Below are 18,193 nucleotides of genomic sequence, written 5' to 3'. Positions count from 1 at the left end.
CAGGAAGCCGGAATCCACCTCCCATACCCAAGCCTATGTCCACCGCTTGCGCGTCGGACACCTTCTGGCGCCCTGCTCAGGCCAAATCCCTGATGTGCCGAGGATCTCCTGCCTACTCGGGCCCGTGCTGGATGGCGTGCGGGTGGTCTTTCAGCACCCAGCCGACGGACAGCACATAGCGGCTGCCGCCTTCGACGCGCGTCACGCTATGCTCGCAGGTGTCGGGCCGGAAGAACTTGATGCGCCGGCTTTGCCAGATGGGCGTGGCGCAGACGAACTCGCCGCCGCGCGGCGAGGCCTTCAGCACGATGTTGAGCCGGTAGTGGCGCCCGGCCTGCACCGGGTCGGCGTGGGGCGGAATGGCGCTGCCCTCGGGGTAGCGGATCAGGTAGCTGTCGAACGGCAGCGGCCAGCGTGCCGTGAGCAGCAGCATCTTGTCGTAGCCGCTGCCCTGGCGCCCGCGCTGCCACCGGAAGGCGGCGCGCAGGTAGCCGCCCAGGGTCACACCAGCACCCGCTCGATGCCGCCGTTGTTGGCCTTGGCCACGTAGTCCGGCATCCAGTTCTCGCCGAGGATCTGTTTGGCCATCTCGACGACGATGTAGTCGGCCTCGAGCAGGCCGTTCTGCAGGTCGTCGCCGTAGCGCGTCAGGCCCTGCAGGCAGCTGGGGCACGACGTCAGGATCTTGAGGTTGTCCTGCGCGCCGACCTTGCCGCTGTCGCGCAGCTGCGCCTCGGTCTTGCGCAGCTCCTCTTCCTTGCGGAAGCGCACCTGCGTGGCGATGTCCGGCCGCGTGACGCCCAGCGTGCCGCTCTCGCCGCAGCAGCGCTCGCTCTTGACGACTTCCGTGCCCACCAGCGCCTTCACCGTCTTCATCGGCTCCTGCAGCTTCATCGGCGTGTGGCAGGGGTCGTGATAGAGGTAGCTCTGCTTGGAGCCCAGCGTGATGCCCTTTTCCAGCAGGTACTCGTGGATGTCGATGATGCGGCAGCCGGGGAAGATCTCCTCGAACTTGTAGCCCTGCAGCTGGTCGTAGCAGGTGCCGCAGGACACCACGACGGTCTTGATGTCGAGGTAGTTCAGCGTGTTGGCCACGCGGTGGAAGAGCACCCGGTTGTCGGTGATCATCTTCTCGGCCTTGTCGAACTGGCCCGAGCCCCGCTGCGGGTAGCCGCAGCACAAGTAGCCGGGCGGCAGCACCGTCTGCACGCCGGCATGCCACAGCATGGCCTGCGTGGCCAGGCCGACCTGGCTGAACAGGCGCTCGGAGCCGCAGCCGGGGAAATAGAACACGGCCTCCGTCTCACTCGGCGTGGCCGGCGGGCGGATGATGGGCACGTAGTCCTTGTCCTCGATGTCCAGCAGCGCCCGCGCCGTTTTCTTGGGCAGGCCGCCGGGCAGCTTCTTGTTGATGAAGTGGATGACCTGTTCCTTGATCGGCGCGGCGCCGACGGTCGCGCGCGGCGCGCTCGTCTGCTTGCGGCCGGCCGGCTTGAACAGGTCCACGGCCAGGCGCTGCGCCTTCATGCCCACTCCCACCATGGCCGTGCGGGCCAGCTTGATGGTCTCGGGGTTGGTGGCGTTGAGCATGAACATGGCCGCCGCGTTGCCGGGGCGCCAGGTCTTCTGGCCCATCTTGCGCAACAGGTTGCGCATGTTCATCGTCACGTCGCCGAAGTCGATCTTGACCGGGCACGGCGTCAGGCACTTGTGGCAGACCGTGCAGTGGTCGGCCACGTCCTCGAACTCCTGCCAGTGCTTGATCGACACGCCGCGGCGCGTCTGCTCCTCGTACAGGAAGGCCTCGACCAGCAGCGACGTCGCCAGGATCTTGTTGCGCGGGCTGTAGAGCAGGTTGGCGCGCGGCACGTGCGTGGCGCAGACCGGCTTGCACTTGCCGCAGCGCAGGCAGTCCTTCACCGAGTTCGCGATGGCGCCGATGTCGCTCTGCTGCATGATCAGCGACTCATGCCCCATCAGGCCGAAGGACGGCGTGTAGGCGTTTCTTAAGTCGGAATGCAGGCCGGCCGGCAGCGCATCGCTCTTGAGCAGCTTGCCCTTGTTGAAGCGGCCTTCCGGGTCGACTCTTCTCTTGTACTCGGTGAAGTTGGCGAGCTCCGCATCGGTGAGGAACTCGATCTTCGTGATGCCGATGCCGTGCTCGCCAGAGATCACGCCGTCCAGGCTGCGCGCCAGCGTCATGATGCGCGCCACGGCCTCGTGGGCCGTCTGCAGCATCTGGTAGTTGTCGCTGTTGACGGGGATGTTGGTGTGCACGTTGCCGTCGCCGGCATGCATGTGCAGGGCCACCCACACGCGGCCGCGCAGCACGTCCTTGTGAATGCGCTTGAGCTCCTGGACCAGCGGCTCGAACGCCGCGCCGCTGAAGATGCTCTGCAGCGGCTTCAGGATCTGCGTCTTCCACGACGCGCGCAGCTCGTGCGTCTGCAGCTGCTCGAAGAAGCCGGCGTCCAGCCCGGCCAACCAGCCCTGCCAGAGCTCGCCCACATCGCGCAGCAGCGCCAGCGCCTGCTGCACGCGGTCCTCCAGCAGCTCGGCGCTGGGAATCTCGCCGGCATCGTCGCTCTTGCCCAGCGGGATCTTGCCGGTGGTGAACAGCGCCTGCAGCGCCGCCACCAGTTCCAGCTTGTTGCGCAGGCTGAGTTCGATGTTGATGCGCTCGATGCCCAGCGTGTACTCGCCCATGCGGGGCAGCGGGATCACGACGTCCTCGTTCACCTTGAACGCGTTCGTGTGCTTGCTGATCGCAGCGGTGCGCTTGCGGTCCAGCCAGAACTTCTTGCGCGCATCCGGGCTGACGGCCACGAAGCCCTCGCCCGAGCGGCCGTTGGCCAGGCGCACGACCTCGCTGGTGGCGCGTGCCACCGCGTCCGCGTCGTCGCCGACGATGTCGCCGATCAGCACCATCTTCGGGAAGCCGCCGCGCTTGCTCTTGGTCGCGTAGCCCACCGCCTTCAGGTAGCGGTCGTCAAGGTGCTCCAGGCCCGCCAGCAGCACGCCGGTGTCGGCAATCGAGAACATGTAGTCCTTGATGTCGACGATGCTGGGCACGCAGTCCTTGGGGTTGCCGAAGAACTCCAGGCAGACGGTGCGCGTGTGCGCCGGCATGCGGTGCACGATCCAGCGCGCGCTGGTGATGAGGCCGTCGCAGCCCTCCTTCTGGATGCCCGGCAGGCCGGCGAGGAACTTGTCCGTGACGTCCTTGCCCAGGCCTTCCTTGCGGAACACGCGGCCGGGGATGTCCAGGCGCTCGGTCTTCTCCAGCGTCTTGCCGCTGGCGTCGAAGTAGCGCAGCTCGAAGCTCGCGACCTCCACGTCGTGGATCTTGCCGAGGTTGTGGTTGAGGCGATGGACCTCCAGCCACTTGGCCTCGGGCGTCACCATGCGCCAAGAGGCCAGGTTGTCCAGCGCCGTGCCCCACAGCACGGCCTTCTTGCCGCCGGCGTTCATGGCCACATTGCCGCCGATGCAGCTGGCCTCGGCCGACGTCGGGTCCACCGCGAAGACGAAGCCGTTGGCCTCGGCCATGTCGGCCACGCGCTGCGTGACGACGCCGGCCTCGCTGAAGATGGTCGGCACCGCGCGGCCCAGGCCTGGCAGCGTCAGCATCTCGACGCCGCGCAGCGCCTCCAGCTTTTCGGTGTTGATGACGGCGCTGTTCCACACCAGCGGCACCGCGCCGCCCGTGTAGCCCGTGCCGCCGCCGCGCGGGATGACGGTCAGCCCCAGCTCGAAGCAGGCGCCCACCAGACCGGCCATCTCGGCCTCGGTGTCGGGCGTGAGCACGACGAACGGGTACTCCACGCGCCAGTCGGTCGCGTCCGTCACGTGGGACACGCGGGACAGGCCGTCGAACTTGATGTTGTCCTTGGCGGTGTGGCGGGCCAGCGTCTTGGCGGCGCGCTTGCGCAGCGCCGCGGTGCTGTCGAAGAACTTGTCGAACTCGGCCACCGCGCCGCGCGCGGCCTGCAGCAGTTCGCCGACGGCGGCGTCGCGCTGCGGGTCGCCCGCCGGGTCGCGGCGCTTTTGCACCTCACCCAGGCGGTGGTGCAAGGCCTCGATCAGCTGGGCGCGGCGCTTGGGGTTGTCCAGCAGGTCGTCCTGCAGGTAGGGGTTGCGCTGCACCACCCAGATGTCGCCCAGCACCTCGTACAGCATGCGCGCGGATCGGCCCGTGCGCCGCTCGCCACGCAGCTGGTCCAGCAGCGTCCAGGCCCGGGAGCCCAGCAGGCGGATGACGATCTCGCGGTCGGAGAACGACGTGTAGTTGTACGGGATCTCGCGCAGGCGCGGGGCGTCGTGGGCGACGGTGTCGGCCACATCAGCGGCGGCCGGCATCAGGGGATGCGGTGCGTTCATAGAGGAGCGGAATTATCGCAGCGGGGTATTTCCCTTCAGAATCGGGCGAATGAAGCCCTGGCCCTACCCCTTGTGGCTCGCGCACCGCGGCGCCGGCAAGCTTGCCCCGGAGAACACGCTGGCCGCATTCAGGCTGGGCGCGCAGTTCGGCTATCGAGCCTTCGAATGCGATGTGAAGCTCAGCCGCGACGGCGAAGCCTTCCTGCTGCATGACGACACGCTGGACCGCACTACCAGCGGCCGTGGCTCGCCGGCCGAGCAGGACTGGGAGGCCCTGGCGCTGCTGGACGCCGGCAGCTGGCACAGCCCCGCCTTCGCGGCCGAGCCGCTGCCCGCGTTCGCGCAGATCGCACAGTTCTGCCTGGCCAATGGCTGCGCGCTGAACGTCGAGATCAAGCCCTGCCCCGGCACCGAGGCGCTGACAGGCGCCACCGTGGCGCGCGAGGCCGCCAGGCTCTGGGCCGGCGCCGACGTGCCGCCGCTGCTGAGCAGCTTCAAGCCGGAGGCGCTGGTCGCCGCCCGTGATACCGAGCCGGGCCTGCCGCGCGCACTGCTGCTGGACACGCTGTGGGACGGCTGGCCGGAAGTCGCCGAGGCGCTGGGCGTCGTGGCCGTCATCACGAACTGGCGGCTCATGGACCGCGCGCTCATCGAGCGACTGCACGCCCGGGGCTGGCGGGCACTGGTCTACACGGTCAACGACGTGCCGGTCGCCGAGCAACTGATCGCCGACGGCATCGACGGGCTCATCACCGACCGCGTGGACCGCATCACCCCGTGATGCGCGAATAGACCGCCGTGTCCCGCGGCGTGCCGTCCACGCCCAGCGCGTCGCGGCGCAACACGCCCTCCAGCTCGAAGCCGCAGCGCTCTGCCACGGCGCGGCTGCGCAGGTTGCCCACGTCGCAACGGATCTCCAGCCGCCGCGCGGCCAGCCGGTCGAAGGCCAGCGCGGTCAGCAGCCGCACGGCCTCGCTGACATGGCCCTGGCCGGCCGCCTCAGGTCGTATCCAGTAGCCGATCTCGAAGCGCCGGACGGCCCAGTCCATGCGGTGCAGGCCCGTGCCGCCCAGCAGCCGCCCGGGGCCGCCATCGGCGCGGCGCGCGTAGATGTGGAAGCACAGGTCGCGCCGTGCGACGAAATCAGCCTGCATGCGGCGCACCACCAGCTCGGCACTCTCGGCCGAGGGCGCGTCCTGCGCCCACGCCATCCAAGGACGCAGATGCGACAACGACTGTGTGACGACGACCGCCAGCTCGGCACCCAGGCCGGCACGCGGCACCAGCAGCACCGTGCGCAGGCCGTCCAGGCGCTCGGGGATGTCGATGAGCAGCGGATCGTTCATGCCGTCGCCACCTCCACCGGCCGGGGCAGCTCACGCACGCCACGCAGCACCGGGTGGTGCCAGGCCCACACGGCCGTCAGCACGCAACCGATGCCGGCAAAGCCCAACGCAGTGCGCAGTCCCAGATGCTCGCCCAGCCAGCCGCCCAGCAGCGCGCCGGGCGCGGCCGGCAGCAGAATGAGCCAGCGCACGGTGCTGGTCATTCGCCCCAGCATGGGCGCGGGCGTGACCGCCTGGCGCAGCGACAGGAAGTTGATGAACAGCAGCACCGCGCCAAAGCCCCAGATGAACAGCATCAGCGCAAAGCTCGCCACACCGAAGGCGCCCGACGGCGCGAACGCCAGCTGCAGCCAGCCCACGCCGCACAGCGCGTAGCCCATCACCATGCACGGCCCCGGCCCCATGCGGCGGCTGATGCGGTGGCCGTAGACGCTGCCCAGCACCGTGCCGGCGCCGATGGCCACATAGGACCAGCCCACGGCTTCGGGCGAGAGGTGAAGCTCGCGCGTGGCCAGCAGGATCTGCACCACCAGCGCCGAGTTCTGGAACAGGTTCCAGCCCGCCATGATGACGGCCATGCTGACCAGCAGCTGCCGGTCGCGCACGAAGCGCAGCCCGGCCTTGAGCTCGGCCCAGAAGTCCTGCGCCTTGCGCGGCGGCAGTGTCTCGTGCACGCGGATGCCGCGCAGGATCAGCACCGACACCGCCAGCATCAAAGCATTGGCCGCCAGCGCGATGGGCGCGCCCAGCAGCTTGATGAGCAGCCCGGCCAGCCCGGGCCCTGCCACGTCGGCCCCCGACGAGGCCAGCGCATTCTTCGCATGTGCCTCCACCAGCCGCTCGCGCGGCACCACCTGCGTCAGCACGATCTGCGCGGCGCTGCCGGCCGTCGTGTGCACGCTGCCGATGACGAAGCCCACCACGTACAGCCAACCCATGCCCAGCACGCCAAGCCAGGCCGCAACGGGCACCGAGGCCACGGCCAGCGCCAGCATGGCCTCGCCACCGATGTAGACGGGCAGCTTGCGCACCCGGTCCAGCAGCACGCCCGCGGGCAGCGAGAACAGCGCGAACGGCAGCACCTCCAACGCCTGCAGGATGCCCATCTGCGTCGGCGTGGCATGCAGCATCACGGCGGCCGTCAACGGCAGCGCCAGCAACGTGATCTGGCCGCCCAGCGACGAGCACAGGATGGACGTCCACAGGCGCCGGTAGACGAGGTCGCGCAACAAGTCGTTGGGCGCGAGGGTGAAAAAGGCGATCAGACGGGAGAGCATGACGGCAAGGGCTCCGGAACTCGACAGGCAGGGCGCGCCAGGGCGGCGCGGCGACGCAGCACGGGCAGGCGCGTCAGTCGAGGTCGAGGAGCTTGGTCATGCGGCACATGCTAGCAGCGCGGCCGGGCGTCAGCTGTCGCGCACGCGAAGCTCCAGGTAGCCCGTCGCGGCGTCCCAGACCCGCCCCAGCGAGCCCGCCGGCAGCGGCGCGACCAGCAGCTCGGCCGTCGTGTGCACGACGCAGCCCGCACAGACGTGGCCGCCCCACACACGGCCGGCGGCATCCGACAGGCTGGCGTGCAGGTGCACGCCGTCGGGCGACAGGCTGCCGCTGAGCGTCAGCACCTCCAGCGGGCCGTCGAGGTGGGTCGGCCCGGCGTCGCCGGCCAGGCGCAGCTGCGCCTGCGTCAGGCTGCCGATGCCGGCAACGACGAAAGCGGTGCGCCCCGCCAGCACGCCGCGCAGGTCGTCGCCCGGCAGAAGACGCAGCGCCTGCAGCATCACCACCCCACGGCAGCGCCGTCGCGCCGCGGGTCGCTGGCGGCCACGTAGCCCTGCGTGCCCGGGTCGCCCAGCCGCCAGATGAACTGGCCGGCGCCGAAGTCCTGGTAGCTGTCGTGGATGTCGCCGATCTCGTGGGCCCGCGCTCGCAGTCCTTCGATGGTGGCCGCCGGCATGTGCGGCTCCACGTTGATGGACAGTCCCTCGTTGAAGCGCCAGCGCGGCGCGTCGCAGGCGGCCTGCGGGTTCTGGCCGTAGCACAGCATGCGCACCAGTGTCTGCATGTGGCCTTGCGGCTGCATGTTGCCGCCCATGACGCCGAAGCTCATGACGGGCGCGCCGTCCTTGGTCAGGAAGGCCGGGATGATGGTGTGGAAGGGCCGCTTGCCCGGTGCGACCTGGTTCGGGTGGCCGGCCTCCAGCGTGAAGCAGTGGCCGCGGTTCTGCAGGCTGATGCCGTAGCCCGGCAGCACCAGGCCCGAGCCGAAGCCCATGTAGTTGCTCTGGATGAAGCTGACCATCATCCCGGACTCGTCCGCTGCGGTCAGGTAGATGGTGCCCCCCTTGACCGGGTTGCCGGCGCCGAACGCCTGTGCGCGGTTCGGGTCGATGAGCCTGGCCCGCTCGGCCAGGTAGCCGGCGTCCAGCAACTGCGCCGGCGTGACCGTCATCGCGCCGGGCTCGGCGACGTAGCGGTACACGTCCGCGAAGGCGAGCTTCATCGCCTCGATCATCAGGTGCTGGGCCTCAGCGCTGTCGACGGCATGCGCCGTGACGTCACAGTGCTGCAGCAGCCCCAGCGCCATCTGCGCCGCGATGCCCTGGCCATTGGGCGGGATCTCGTGCAGCGTGTGACCGGCGAAGTCCTTGGCCAGCGGCGTGACCCATTCCGGCTGGTAGGCCGCGAGGTCGGCTTCGGTCAGCGCGCCGCCGGTATCGCGCGCGAAGCGGGCCAGCGCATGCGCGATCTCGCCGCGGTAGAAGGCCTCGCCGCGGGTCTCGGCGATGAGCTTCAGGCTGCGCGCCGCCTCCTCGAAGCGGAACAGCTCACCGACCTCGGGCGCCCGCCCTTTGGGCAGAAAGGCCTGAGCAAAGCCAGGCTGCGACGTCAGCTCGGGCAGCGCCGCAGCCATCGCCCACTTGCCCTGCACGATGGGCGGCACGGCATAGCCACGCTCGGCAATCTCGATCGCGGGCTGCATCAGATCGGCGAACGGCAGCTTGCCAAAGCGCTCACTCAAGGCTGCCCAGCCGCCCACGGCGCCGGGCACCGTCACCGAGCCCCAGCCGCGCTTGGGCATGACCTGACCCTCGAAGAAGCCCGGCGTCCACGCCGCCGGCGCCGGCCCGGAGGCGTTCAGGCCGTGCAACCGCCCACCGTCCCACAGGATGCAGAACGCGTCCGAACCCAGGCCGTTGCTGCAGGGCTCCACCAACGTCATGCACGCTGCGGCGGCGATCGCGGCATCCACGGCATTGCCACCCTGGCGCAGCATCTGCAGGCCGGCCTGCGCGGCGAGCGGGTGCGAGGTCGACACGATGGTGCGGGCGAACAGCGGGCTGCGGCGGCTGGCGTAGCCGGCGCTCCAGTCGAAGCGATGAGAGGTGTTCATGCTCCGGATTCTGCGCGTGTAAGGCTTTGCAACGCCGTCAACGTGACGCGAGTAGGCGTCGTTGTGGACACAAGCTTTCGCGAAGCCCAAGCAACCCGAAACACCACCCTGGAGCCCTCAAGATGAACACGCTGAAGACCACCATCGCCACCGCCCTCATCACGCTCGCTTCTGGCGTTGCCCTGGCGCAAAACCCGACCCCGGCCCCGACCGCCACGCCGGCTCCGACCGCCCAGCCGGCAGCCGCAACGACGGCCGCCGCCACCCCGGCCCCGGCGGCAACGCCTGCGGCCAAGCCGGCCCCGGCCGTAACGACCGCCGCCGCGCCCGCCGAAGCCGCCAGCGCCGCCAAGCACGCCCACAAGCAGGCGAAGAAGCACGTGGCGGCCAAGACCGACGCCAAGACCGAGACCAAGACGCAGTAAGCGCGACAGCGCTCCGCGCAGGCCGCAGCTCCGCAAGGGCTGCGGCCTTTTTCGTGCGATGTTGCCGCCGCGGGTCGTGAACTCTGTCGCAAAGCGCGCCTTCACCCCCCGCGTCGAGGCGTGATGCGAAACCGGCCGACTTCCTAGACTGCCGGCCATGCGTTTTCTGACCCGACTCCTCGCCACCGCCTGCACCTCCGTCGCCGCCACCGCCGCCCAGGCCGTGCCCATCAGCCTGGGTCTGGACCCCAGCCTGAACCTGGTGGCCTTCGGCAACATGAATGTCGGCAGCAGCGACGTCGAAGGCCGCGTGGCCGTCGGCGGCAATGCCAGCATCAACGGCTACTCCATCAACACCAAGACCGGCTCCAACGCGCTGTACGGCGGCACCGGGCTGGTGGTGGGTGGCAACCTGACCTTCACCAACGGCACCATCTGGGGCGGCGCCACCGTCGGCGGCAGCTACTCGCCCACCAGCAGCGGCAACATGATGGGCAGCGCGCCCACCGGCCAGGGCTTCGCCTTCGCCACCGAGCAGCAGCGCCTCACGGCGCTTTCACTGTCGCTGGATTCGATGACCAACACCGGCACGGCGGTGGACCAGTGGGGAACGCTGCACTTCGACGCCGCCGGCCAGATGCTGGCGATCTTCGACATCCTGGCCGGGGACGCCGCCAGGAACCTGCAGATCGACAACCTCGCCAGCGGCGCACAGATCCTGATCAACATCCATGGCACGCGGGTGGACTTCGGCAACCACGGCTACACCGGCTTCAACAAGGGCCAGGTCCTGTTCAACCTGCCCACGGCCACCGAGGTCATCCTGAACGGCGGCATCAACGCGTCGCTGCTGGCCACCAAGGCCAGCGTGGGCCAGGGCTGGGGCCAGATCAACGGCCAGGTGGTCGTGAAGGACTGGAACAGCAGCGTGCAGGTCAACGACGCACCGATGCCGTTCGTGCCGCCGACAGACACGTCCCTGCGCAAGCTGCCCGAACCGGGCTCGCTGGCCCTCGTCGGGCTGGGGCTGGTGGCGGCGGGGCTGATGCGGCGCCGCCGCTTCTGACGCTCAGCGGATGGGCGCCAGCTCGCGCATCGCCCTCACCGCACCGGCGCCTACGCTGGCACCGAAGCGCTTGGCCAACCGCTCGGCCACGTTGTCGCGCGGCGAGTAGTCGATGACGTCCTCGGCCTTGACGACCTCGCGGGCCACGAAGTCGAGATTGCCGAAGTGGTCGGCCAGACCCAGCTGCACGGCCTGCTCGCCGTTCCAGAACAGGCCCGAGAAGGTTTCGGGCGTTTCCTTCAGCCGCTTGCCACGGCCTTCGCGCACGACGGCGATGAACTGCTGGTGGATCTGGTCCAGCATGGCCTGCGCATAGGCCTTCTGCCGCGGACTGACCGGGCTGAACGGGTCCAGCATGCCCTTGTTCTCGCCGGCGGTCAGCAGCCGGCGCTCGACGCCCAGCTTGTCCATCAGCCCCGTGAAGCCGAAGCCGTCCATCAGCACACCGATGGAGCCGACGACGGAGGCCTTGTCGACGTAGATCTCGTCGGCCGCCGCAGCGATGTAGTACGCACCGGACGCGCACATCTCCTCGACGACGGCGTAGACCGGCTTGCCGTGCAGCTGCTTGAGCCGCTTGATCTCGTCATGCACGATGCCGGCCTGCACCGGGCTGCCGCCGGGCGAGTTGATGCGCAGCACGACGGCCTGCGCCGCGTCGTCCTTGAACGCGTCCTTCAGCGCCGCCAGCAGTTGCTCGGCGCTGGCCTCCGTGTCGGCAGCGATCTCGCCGCGCACCTCCACCAACGCCGTGTGCGGCGCGGCAGTCGGCGTCACGTGCCGGCCCTGCAGCCACAGGCTGTAGACCAGCATGGCCGCCAGCAGCAGCCAGAACAGCCGGAACACCGTGCGCCAGCGCCGCTCCAGCCGCCGCTCGCGCAGGAAGTCGCGCGCCAGCTGGGCCAGCAGCGTCTCGTTGTGCGGCGTGAGCGGGCCAGGCGCCGGCGGCGGCACGCCGACGGGATCGGCAATGGGTGGCGGCAGGGAGTCGTCGGAGGATGTCATGTGATGGTTTCTATTGGGCAATTGCGGGGCGAGCGCCGGGCCGCTCCCAAGCCGACCCGCCTGGGGCGATGTGCCTGTCGGTCAATCCGGCAAGCATCGCCGGCCCCTCGGGGGACCGGCCAAGGTACGCCTTGGACGAGGGGCTGCACTCTTTTCAATCTTCAAAAGCGGGTTTGGTGTCGCGCGTCGGGTGCCAGTAGACCGCCCCATCGCGTTCGGTGAGTTCGATCTTGGTCAGCCGCCCGCGGTTGCAGGGTCCCATCAGGCACTGGCCGGTCAGCGGGTCGTACACGGCACCGTGGATGCTGCACATGATGAAGCGCTTGTCGCCGTCCAGGAACTCGCCCTCCTGCCAGTCCATCTCGGTGGGCACGTGGGCGCAGCGGTTCAGGTAGGCGACGGCCTGGCCGTCGAAGCGAAGCGCGAACGCACGCACCGGCTCGCGCCACTGGATGACGTCGAAGCTGACGGCCTTGCCGCGCTCCGCCAGGTCGGCCGACGCGCACAGGCGCTGCGGCGCTGCGATGTCCTGCTCAGGCATGCTGGATCAGCCAGTCGTGCAGCTCGCGCGTCGAGTGCGCGACGAACAGCGGATTGAACTCGGCGAAGGTCTCGTGGTCGTGCGCGCCGAAGCTGACCGCGACGCAGGGCGTGCCGGCGTTGGCGGCCAGCTGCAGGTCATGCGTCGTGTCGCCGATCATCAGCGTGCGCTCGGGCTCCACGCCGAACTCGCGCATCAGCTCCAGCAGCATCTGCGGATGCGGCTTGGAGCGCGTCTCGTCCGCCGTGCGCGTGCCGTCGAAGAGATGGCCCAGCGCACTGGACGCCAGCACCCGGTCCAGGCCCACGCGGTTCTTGCCGGTGGCCACGGCCAGCCAGTGATGGCGCGCCTTGAGCGCCTCCAGCATTTCCAGGCTGCCCTCGAACAGCGACAGCTCGTGCTCGGAGCCCAGGTAGTGGTGGCGGTAGCGCAGGCCCAGCTCCGGGTAGCGCTCCTCGGGCAGGCCGGGCACGGCATGCTCCAGCGCATCGCGCAGGCCCAGGCCGATGACGTACTTGGCGCGCTCGAACTCGGGCTCGGGCAGGCCCAGGTCCACAGCGGCACGCTGGATGCAGCGGGCGATCAGCGCCGTGGAGTCGAACAGGGTGCCATCCCAGTCGAAGGCAATGAGATCGAAACGTTGGGGACGGAAGCTCATCACGCCATTGTCGGCGCTGGCGCCGCGGCGGGCGGTGGCAAGCCCACTACAATGCGCGCTCGTCATTGGGGAGTAGCCGTCCTGCGCCTGCAGGAGCTTGCGTCAACACACTTGGTCCGGTGGACCATGGCGCAGGCAGCTCCAGAGCCTGGCAAGACCTTTGACCACATCGCCTCCGGTAAGGGCCGGGTGGCGGCGTGGTCTTTGGTTTCGTATCGGCCCTTTGGAGAATTTCTTGGAAGCATTCCTCGTGTCCACCGGCGTCGTTGCGCTCGGCGAAATGGGCGACAAGACGCAGTTGCTGGCCATCGTGCTGGCCGCCACCTTCCGCAAGCCTTTGCCCATCATCCTGGGCATCTTCGTCGCCACCGTGCTGAACCACGCTGCCGCCGGCCTGCTGGGCGGCTGGGTGGCCCATGCGCTGGGGCCGGACGTGCTGCGCTGGGTGGTGGGCCTGTCCTTCCTCGCGATGGCGGGCTGGATGCTGATCCCGGACAAGCTGGACGATGACGACGGGGCGGCGAAGCGCCAGCGCTTCGGCGTGTTCGGTACGACCGTCGTCGCGTTCTTCCTCGCCGAGATGGGCGACAAGACGCAGATCGCAACCGTCGCGCTGGCCGCGCGCTACACCGACGTGGTGCAGGTGGTGCTGGGCACCACGGTCGGCATGATGCTGGCCAATGCGCCCGCCGTGTTCCTGGGCGACAAGATCGCCGCCAAGGTCTCGATGCCGCTGGTGCACGCCATCGCGGCGGTCATCTTCGCGGTGCTGGGCGTGCTGACGTTGATCAACGCCGGCAGGCTGTTCTGAATCAGCCGGCCAGCACGGCCTGGCACGCTACGGGCAGCGGTGCCTCGCAGGTCACGGTCTCGCCCGTGGCCGGGTGCTGGAACTGCAGCCGGCGCGCATGCAGGAACATGCGGTCGAACTTCGCCGCACCGCGGGCCAGCTCGCGGTTGCGGTCGAAGTCGCCATACTTCGGGTCGCCCACGATGGCGTGACCCGCCTGCTGCAGGTGCACGCGGATCTGGTGCGTGCGGCCGGTCTTGATGGTCACGTCCAGCAGGCTGAAGCGCGGCGTCCTCTGAACCACCTTGACGAGGCTGATGGAGCGCTTGGCCTCGGCCTCGTCGGCCTTGCCCGGCCGCACCCAGCGCTCGCCGTCGCTGCCGACGAACTTGACCAGCGGCACGTCGATGACCTTGAGCTTGTCCGGCCAGTCGCCCCAGACGAGGGCGGCGTAGGTCTTGCCGGTCTCGCGGTCGCGGAGCTGGTCCTGCAGGTTGACCAGCGCGCTGCGCTTCTTGGCAATCATCAGCAGGCCCGAGGTTTCCTTGTCGAGCCGGTGGACGAGTTCCAGGAACTTGGCCGTCGGCCGCGCGCGGCGCAGCGCCTCGATGACGCCGTAGCTGACGCCCGAGCCGCCATGCACGGCCACGCCCGCCGGCTTGTCAATGACCAGCAGGTGCTCGTCCTCGAACACCACCGGGAACTCGCGCGCCGGCGCGGCGGGCGCCTCGGCCCGCTCGGGCACCCGCACCGGCGGGATGCGCACCTCGTCGCCCAGTTCCAGCCGCGTGTCGGCCTGCGCCCGGCCCTTGTTGACCCGCACCTCGCCCGCGCGGATGACGCGGTAGACATGGGTCTTGGGCACGCCCTTGAGCTCGCGCAGCAGGAAGTTGTCCAGCCGCTGGCCGGCCGAGCCTTCGTCCACGATGACGCGCCGAACCGCGGGTTTGTCCGTACTCACAGTGGCTGTCAACCCCGTGGCAGGGGCCGCGGGGGCTGCCCCTATAATCCTTTTCACCACGTTGCTGCCGTAAGTGTTTGATTTTTCTGATTTTAGCGGCGGTAGCGCGGGGCCTGGCGGGTTCGCCCGCGGGCCACAAACAGGCGATGCAACGCATCCTGCGTCCGGCAGGCGACTTCCCCAAGTGAAGCAGCGGTCGGCGGCACGGTGCGGCAGAGCGATGACACCCGGAACCCTCCGGCCCTTCTTCACCCGCTTCGGTGCGCGAAGAGGACCGGATGCCAAACAAGGTTTTCACGGCGTGAGAGCGCGCGGTATTCACCGCAAGAGCTCGCGCCAGCGTCCAGCAGTCCTTCGCGGATGAGCCCTCCCCTCCCCCACCCGCTGCGCCCGCCGGCGCGACCCCAGCCAGAAGCTGCGGTGGTCGCCCGGCCCGGCGCGTTCGTACGCGGCAAGGTCGAGACAGAGCTTTCCCGCGATGTGGCCGCACGGTCGCATGCGCCAACGCTGCTCGGCGTCTGACCTCCGTCAGAAACCCGAGCGGTCCAGGGCACTCCTTCCACGGTTCCACGCTGTCGCTCGTGCGTCTTGAACGCCACCTCCGGGTGGCATGACGTGGCGCGTTTCCGCACGGAACGCGCCGAAGGAGTGATGACATGAAACGCATGCTGATCAATGCGACGCAGCCGGAAGAGCGGCGCCTCGCGATCGTCGATGGCCAGAAGCTGCTGGACTTCGAAACCGAAATCGAAGGCCGCGAGCAGCGTAAGGGCAACATCTACAAGGCCGTCGTAACGCGCGTCGAGCCATCGCTCGAAGCCTGCTTCGTGGACTACGGCGAAGACCGCCACGGCTTCCTGCCGTTCAAAGAAATCTCGCGCCAGTTCTTCCGCGAGGGCACCGACGTCAAGAACGCGACCATCAAAGACGCGATCAAGGAAGGCCAGGAACTGCTGGTTCAGGTGGAGAAGGAAGAGCGCGGCAACAAGGGCGCTGCACTCACCACCTTCATCTCGCTGGCCGGCCGCTACCTGGTGCTGATGCCCAACAACCCGCGCGGCGGTGGCGTGAGCCGTCGCATCGAGGGCGAAGACCGCGAAGAGCTGAAGGAAAACCTCGACCAGCTCGAGTACCCCAAGGGCATGAGCCTGATCGCCCGCACTGCCGGCATCGGCCGCTCCGCCGCCGAGCTGCAGTGGGACCTGAACTACATGCTCAAGCTGTGGTCGGCCATCGACGGTGCGTCGAAGGCCGGCAAGGGCGCGTTCCTGATCTACCAAGAGTCGTCGCTGGTCATCCGCGCCATCCGCGACTACTTCACCGCCGACATCGGCGAGATCCTGATCGACACCGACGACCTGTTCGAGCAGGCCCACCAGTTCATGAACCACGTGATGCCCGACCAGGGCCATCGCGTGAAGCGCTACCGCGACGACGCGCCGCTGTTCAGCCGCTTCCAGATCGAGCACCAGATCGAGACGGCCCACAGCCGCACGGTGAACCTGCCCTCGGGCGGCGCCATCGTCATCGACCACACCGAAGCGCTCGTGTCGGTCGACGTCAACTCCGCCCGCGCCACCCGCGGCGGTGACATCGAAGAAACCGCCACCCGCACCAACCTGGAAGCGGCCGACGAAATCGCCCGCCAGATGCGCCTGCGCGACCTGGGCGGCCTGATCGTCGTGGACTTCATCGACATGGAGGAGTCCAAGAACCGCCGTGACGTGGAACAGCGCCTGCGCGATGCGCTGCGCAGCGACCGCGCCCGCGTGCAGTTCGCCTCCATCAGCAAGTTCGGCCTGCTGGAGATGAGCCGCCAGCGCCTGCGCCCGGCGCTCAGCGAAGGCAACCACATCACCTGCCCGCGTTGCAACGGCACCGGCCACATCCGCGACACGGAATCGTCAGCGCTGCAGATCCTGCGCATGGTCCAGGAAGAGGCGATGAAGGACAACACCGCTGCCGTGCACGTGCAGGTGCCGGTGGAGGTCACCTCGTTCCTGCTGAACGAGAAGCGCACCGAGATCACCAAGATCGAACTCAAGCAGCGCGTGACCGTGCTGCTGGTGCCCAACAAGCATCTGGAAACGCCCAACTACAAGCTGGAGCGCCTGCGCCACGACGATCCGCGTCTGGAAAACCTGCAGGCCAGCTACACCATGATCGACGAGCCGACCGACGAGGTGGGCATCACGCGCCGTGGCGACGTCGAGAAGAAGAACAAGCAGGAGCCGGTGATCAAGGGCATCCTGCCCGAGCAGCCGGCGCCCGTGGCCGCGCCGGCGCCGGTCGTGGCGCCGCCGCCTCCGGCACCCGCTCCGGTCGTGGCCCCGCCGCCGCCCGCGCCGCAGGGTTTCTTCAGCCGTCTGTTCAGCTTCTTCGGCGGCGGCGCCGCCCCGGCACCGGCCCCCGTGCCGGCTGTGGAAGCCCCGGCGCCCGCACCGGCAGCCGCGACCGACAAGCCCAAGCGCGAAGGCGGCCGTGACGGCCGCCGCGATGGCCGCCGTGGCGAGCGCGGTGACCGTGGCGAGCGTGGCGAGCGTGGCGAACAACGCGGCCAGGGCGGCCGCCGTGACGGCAAGCCGCAGGAAGCCCGTGGCGAGCGGGCCGAACGGGGTGACCGCGCCGAGCGCGGCGACCGCAAGCCGCGCCAGGAGAACGGCGACAAGCCCGAGCAGCAACAGCAGCGCCCCGAACGCGCGGAACGTGCCGAGCGCGGCGAGCGCCCGGACCGCCAGGAGCGTGGCGAGCGCGGTGACCGCGGCGAGCGCCGCCCGCGTGGCGAGCGCCAGGACAAGGCGCCGGTCGAGGCCGCCCTGCCGCTGGCCGCGCCGCTGACGGAAGACCAGGCCGCCATCCACGACGCGCCGCCGGCCTTCGTCGACAGCCAGGCGGAAGCCGGACTGCCGCCGACCGGTGACACGCCGGTGGGCGAGGAGCGCCAGGGCCGCGGCCGCCGCCGCCGCCGTGGTGGCCGCGATCGTGGTGACGAGCAGGCCAATGGCACCGAGGGCACCGAAGGCGCTGTCGAAGCCAGCACAGCGGCGCCCGCCGAAACCGCCGAGGCCGATGCCGTTGCGACGACCGACGCCGCCCCCGTCGCCGAAGGCGATGACGCGGGCGAAGGCCCCGGCCGCGAGAGCCGCCGCCGTGGAGGCCGCAACCGCAATCGCAACCGCCGCGAGGACGTCGTCGCCGACGGCCAGGAAGGCCCGGCCGGCGAAGAGGCCGCTGTGGCTGCCGAGCCGGTGCAGGGCTCACTGATCGAGCACGCGATGGCCAGCACGGTGCCGACGCCGGCACCCGCGCCTGTCGTGGCCCCGCCGCCGCCGGCTCCGGAACCAGCCCCGGCACCGGCCGCCGAAGCCTTCAAGCTGCCGATGGGCGAACTGCAGGCCATCGCCGAGGGCGCCGGGCTGCAGTGGGTCAACTCCGACGCCGACAAGATCGCCGCCGCCCAGGCCGCCATCGCCGCCGAACCCGCGCCGGCACCGCTGGGGCGCGAGCCGGCACCGGTGGTGGTCATCGACGAGGGCCCGCTGGTGCTCGTCGAAACCCGCAAGGATCTGAGCCAGGTGAAGCTGCCTTTCGAGGCATGATCCGGCGCGCTTGAATCCGCTCCCCGAACGC

At 69.4% G+C, this 18,193-nt stretch carries 15 protein-coding genes and 1 riboswitch; of the genes, 5 read left to right on the top strand and 10 right to left on the bottom strand.

The features are described from left to right. Window positions 1-112: 112 nt before the first annotated feature. Together ACG04Q_RS08890 and ACG04Q_RS08885 are read right to left on the bottom strand one after the other, a co-directional pair. Window positions 113-505, bottom strand: coding sequence for a 2OG-Fe(II) oxygenase family protein (locus ACG04Q_RS08890; RefSeq protein ID WP_394510548.1), 393 nt, complete (start codon window positions 503-505; stop codon window positions 113-115). After that, a complete protein-coding gene (locus ACG04Q_RS08885) occupies window positions 502-4,380 on the bottom strand; it encodes a DUF3683 domain-containing protein (RefSeq protein WP_394510547.1) in 3,879 nt (1,292 codons plus the stop codon). Before ACG04Q_RS08885 ends, ACG04Q_RS08890 begins: the two co-directional genes overlap by 4 nt. Window positions 4,381-4,429: 49 nt before the next feature. Here ACG04Q_RS08885 and ugpQ point away from each other — a divergent pair, with 49 nt between their 5' ends. Then, a complete protein-coding gene (gene ugpQ, locus ACG04Q_RS08880; protein WP_394510546.1) occupies window positions 4,430-5,161 on the top strand; it encodes a glycerophosphodiester phosphodiesterase in 732 nt (243 codons plus the stop codon). Here ugpQ and ACG04Q_RS08875 read toward each other — a convergent pair. The 4 genes from ACG04Q_RS08875 to ACG04Q_RS08860 all read right to left on the bottom strand — a co-directional run bounded on the left by ACG04Q_RS08875 (window position 5,151) and on the right by ACG04Q_RS08860 (window position 9,117). Beyond that, window positions 5,151-5,726 (bottom strand): GNAT family N-acetyltransferase, encoded by a 576-nt coding sequence (locus ACG04Q_RS08875; protein ID WP_394510545.1) that lies wholly within the window; start codon window positions 5,724-5,726, stop codon window positions 5,151-5,153. The genes ugpQ and ACG04Q_RS08875 overlap by 11 nt on opposite strands. Beyond that, complete coding sequence (locus ACG04Q_RS08870; protein WP_394510544.1) at window positions 5,723-7,003, bottom strand: MFS transporter; 1,281 nt, start codon at window positions 7,001-7,003, stop codon at window positions 5,723-5,725. Before ACG04Q_RS08870 ends, ACG04Q_RS08875 begins: the two co-directional genes overlap by 4 nt. A gap of 129 nt (window positions 7,004-7,132) precedes the next feature. Beyond that, window positions 7,133-7,504, bottom strand: a complete 372-nt coding sequence (locus tag ACG04Q_RS08865; protein ID WP_394510543.1) for a PPC domain-containing DNA-binding protein — start codon at window positions 7,502-7,504, stop codon at window positions 7,133-7,135. Continuing rightward, window positions 7,504-9,117, bottom strand: coding sequence for a gamma-glutamyltransferase family protein (locus ACG04Q_RS08860; protein ID WP_394510542.1), 1,614 nt, complete (start codon window positions 9,115-9,117; stop codon window positions 7,504-7,506). The genes ACG04Q_RS08865 and ACG04Q_RS08860 overlap by 1 nt, the downstream gene beginning before the upstream one ends. 122 nt (window positions 9,118-9,239) lie before the next feature. Here ACG04Q_RS08860 and ACG04Q_RS08855 point away from each other — a divergent pair, with 122 nt between their 5' ends. Together ACG04Q_RS08855 and ACG04Q_RS08850 are read left to right on the top strand one after the other, a co-directional pair. Beyond that, the gene (locus ACG04Q_RS08855) at window positions 9,240-9,542 is read left to right on the top strand and encodes a hypothetical protein (protein WP_394510541.1); all 303 of its coding nucleotides are present in this window, start codon (window positions 9,240-9,242) and stop codon (window positions 9,540-9,542) included. 157 nt (window positions 9,543-9,699) lie between these two features. Then, window positions 9,700-10,608, top strand: coding sequence for a choice-of-anchor A family protein (locus tag ACG04Q_RS08850; protein WP_394510540.1), 909 nt, complete (start codon window positions 9,700-9,702; stop codon window positions 10,606-10,608). 3 nt (window positions 10,609-10,611) lie between these two features. Here ACG04Q_RS08850 and ACG04Q_RS08845 read toward each other — a convergent pair whose 3' ends face one another. From ACG04Q_RS08845 to ACG04Q_RS08835, 3 genes are all read right to left on the bottom strand, one after another. Next, on the bottom strand, window positions 10,612-11,613 hold the full coding sequence (locus ACG04Q_RS08845) for a S49 family peptidase (RefSeq protein ID WP_394510539.1): 1,002 nt from the start codon (window positions 11,611-11,613) through the stop codon (window positions 10,612-10,614). A 154-nt stretch (window positions 11,614-11,767) separates the two neighbouring features. Beyond that, window positions 11,768-12,154, bottom strand: coding sequence for a Rieske (2Fe-2S) protein (locus ACG04Q_RS08840; protein ID WP_394510538.1), 387 nt, complete (start codon window positions 12,152-12,154; stop codon window positions 11,768-11,770). Beyond that, window positions 12,147-12,812, bottom strand: a complete 666-nt coding sequence (locus ACG04Q_RS08835) for an HAD family hydrolase (protein WP_394510537.1) — start codon at window positions 12,810-12,812, stop codon at window positions 12,147-12,149. The genes ACG04Q_RS08840 and ACG04Q_RS08835 overlap by 8 nt, the downstream gene beginning before the upstream one ends. 55 nt (window positions 12,813-12,867) lie before the next feature. After that, window positions 12,868-13,042, top strand: a riboswitch (yybP-ykoY riboswitch). A gap of 5 nt (window positions 13,043-13,047) precedes the next feature. On the opposite strand from ACG04Q_RS08835, the gene ACG04Q_RS08830 reads away from it, so the two are divergent. Next, a complete protein-coding gene (locus ACG04Q_RS08830) occupies window positions 13,048-13,623 on the top strand; it encodes a TMEM165/GDT1 family protein (RefSeq protein WP_394510536.1) in 576 nt (191 codons plus the stop codon). A 1-nt stretch (window position 13,624) separates the two neighbouring features. Here the strand turns inward: ACG04Q_RS08830 and ACG04Q_RS08825 are convergent, their stop codons facing one another. Continuing rightward, window positions 13,625-14,563 (bottom strand): RluA family pseudouridine synthase, encoded by a 939-nt coding sequence (locus ACG04Q_RS08825; RefSeq protein WP_394510535.1) that lies wholly within the window; start codon window positions 14,561-14,563, stop codon window positions 13,625-13,627. A gap of 656 nt (window positions 14,564-15,219) precedes the next feature. On the opposite strand from ACG04Q_RS08825, the gene ACG04Q_RS08820 reads away from it, so the two are divergent. Then, the gene (locus tag ACG04Q_RS08820; RefSeq protein WP_394510534.1) at window positions 15,220-18,162 is read left to right on the top strand and encodes an Rne/Rng family ribonuclease; all 2,943 of its coding nucleotides are present in this window, start codon (window positions 15,220-15,222) and stop codon (window positions 18,160-18,162) included. The last annotated feature ends 31 nt before the right edge of the window (window positions 18,163-18,193 follow it).

The sequence above is a fragment of the Pelomonas lactea genome, from assembly GCF_043555885.1.
Lineage (GTDB): Bacteria > Pseudomonadota > Gammaproteobacteria > Burkholderiales > Burkholderiaceae_C > Pelomonas > Pelomonas lactea.
Note: the sequence above shows the minus strand (reverse complement) of the source record. Positions and strands in the feature narration are given on the sequence as shown.

What these genes read in the sequence shown, in the direction of transcription:
- ACG04Q_RS08845 (WP_394510539.1), bottom strand. Translation starts at nt 11,613, where the DNA reads ATGACATCCTCCGACGACTCCCTGCCGCCACCCATTGCCGATCCCGTC.
- ACG04Q_RS08870 (WP_394510544.1), bottom strand. Translation starts at nt 7,003, where the DNA reads ATGCTCTCCCGTCTGATCGCCTTTTTCACCCTCGCGCCCAACGACTTG.
- ugpQ (WP_394510546.1), top strand. Translation starts at nt 4,430, where the DNA reads ATGAAGCCCTGGCCCTACCCCTTGTGGCTCGCGCACCGCGGCGCCGGC.
- ACG04Q_RS08835 (WP_394510537.1), bottom strand. Translation starts at nt 12,812, where the DNA reads ATGAGCTTCCGTCCCCAACGTTTCGATCTCATTGCCTTCGACTGGGAT.
- ACG04Q_RS08840 (WP_394510538.1), bottom strand. Translation starts at nt 12,154, where the DNA reads ATGCCTGAGCAGGACATCGCAGCGCCGCAGCGCCTGTGCGCGTCGGCC.
- ACG04Q_RS08865 (WP_394510543.1), bottom strand. Translation starts at nt 7,504, where the DNA reads ATGCTGCAGGCGCTGCGTCTTCTGCCGGGCGACGACCTGCGCGGCGTG.
- ACG04Q_RS08820 (WP_394510534.1), top strand. Translation starts at nt 15,220, where the DNA reads ATGAAACGCATGCTGATCAATGCGACGCAGCCGGAAGAGCGGCGCCTC.
- ACG04Q_RS08860 (WP_394510542.1), bottom strand. Translation starts at nt 9,117, where the DNA reads ATGAACACCTCTCATCGCTTCGACTGGAGCGCCGGCTACGCCAGCCGC.
- ACG04Q_RS08885 (WP_394510547.1), bottom strand. Translation starts at nt 4,380, where the DNA reads ATGAACGCACCGCATCCCCTGATGCCGGCCGCCGCTGATGTGGCCGAC.
- ACG04Q_RS08850 (WP_394510540.1), top strand. Translation starts at nt 9,700, where the DNA reads ATGCGTTTTCTGACCCGACTCCTCGCCACCGCCTGCACCTCCGTCGCC.
- ACG04Q_RS08855 (WP_394510541.1), top strand. Translation starts at nt 9,240, where the DNA reads ATGAACACGCTGAAGACCACCATCGCCACCGCCCTCATCACGCTCGCT.
- ACG04Q_RS08875 (WP_394510545.1), bottom strand. Translation starts at nt 5,726, where the DNA reads ATGAACGATCCGCTGCTCATCGACATCCCCGAGCGCCTGGACGGCCTG.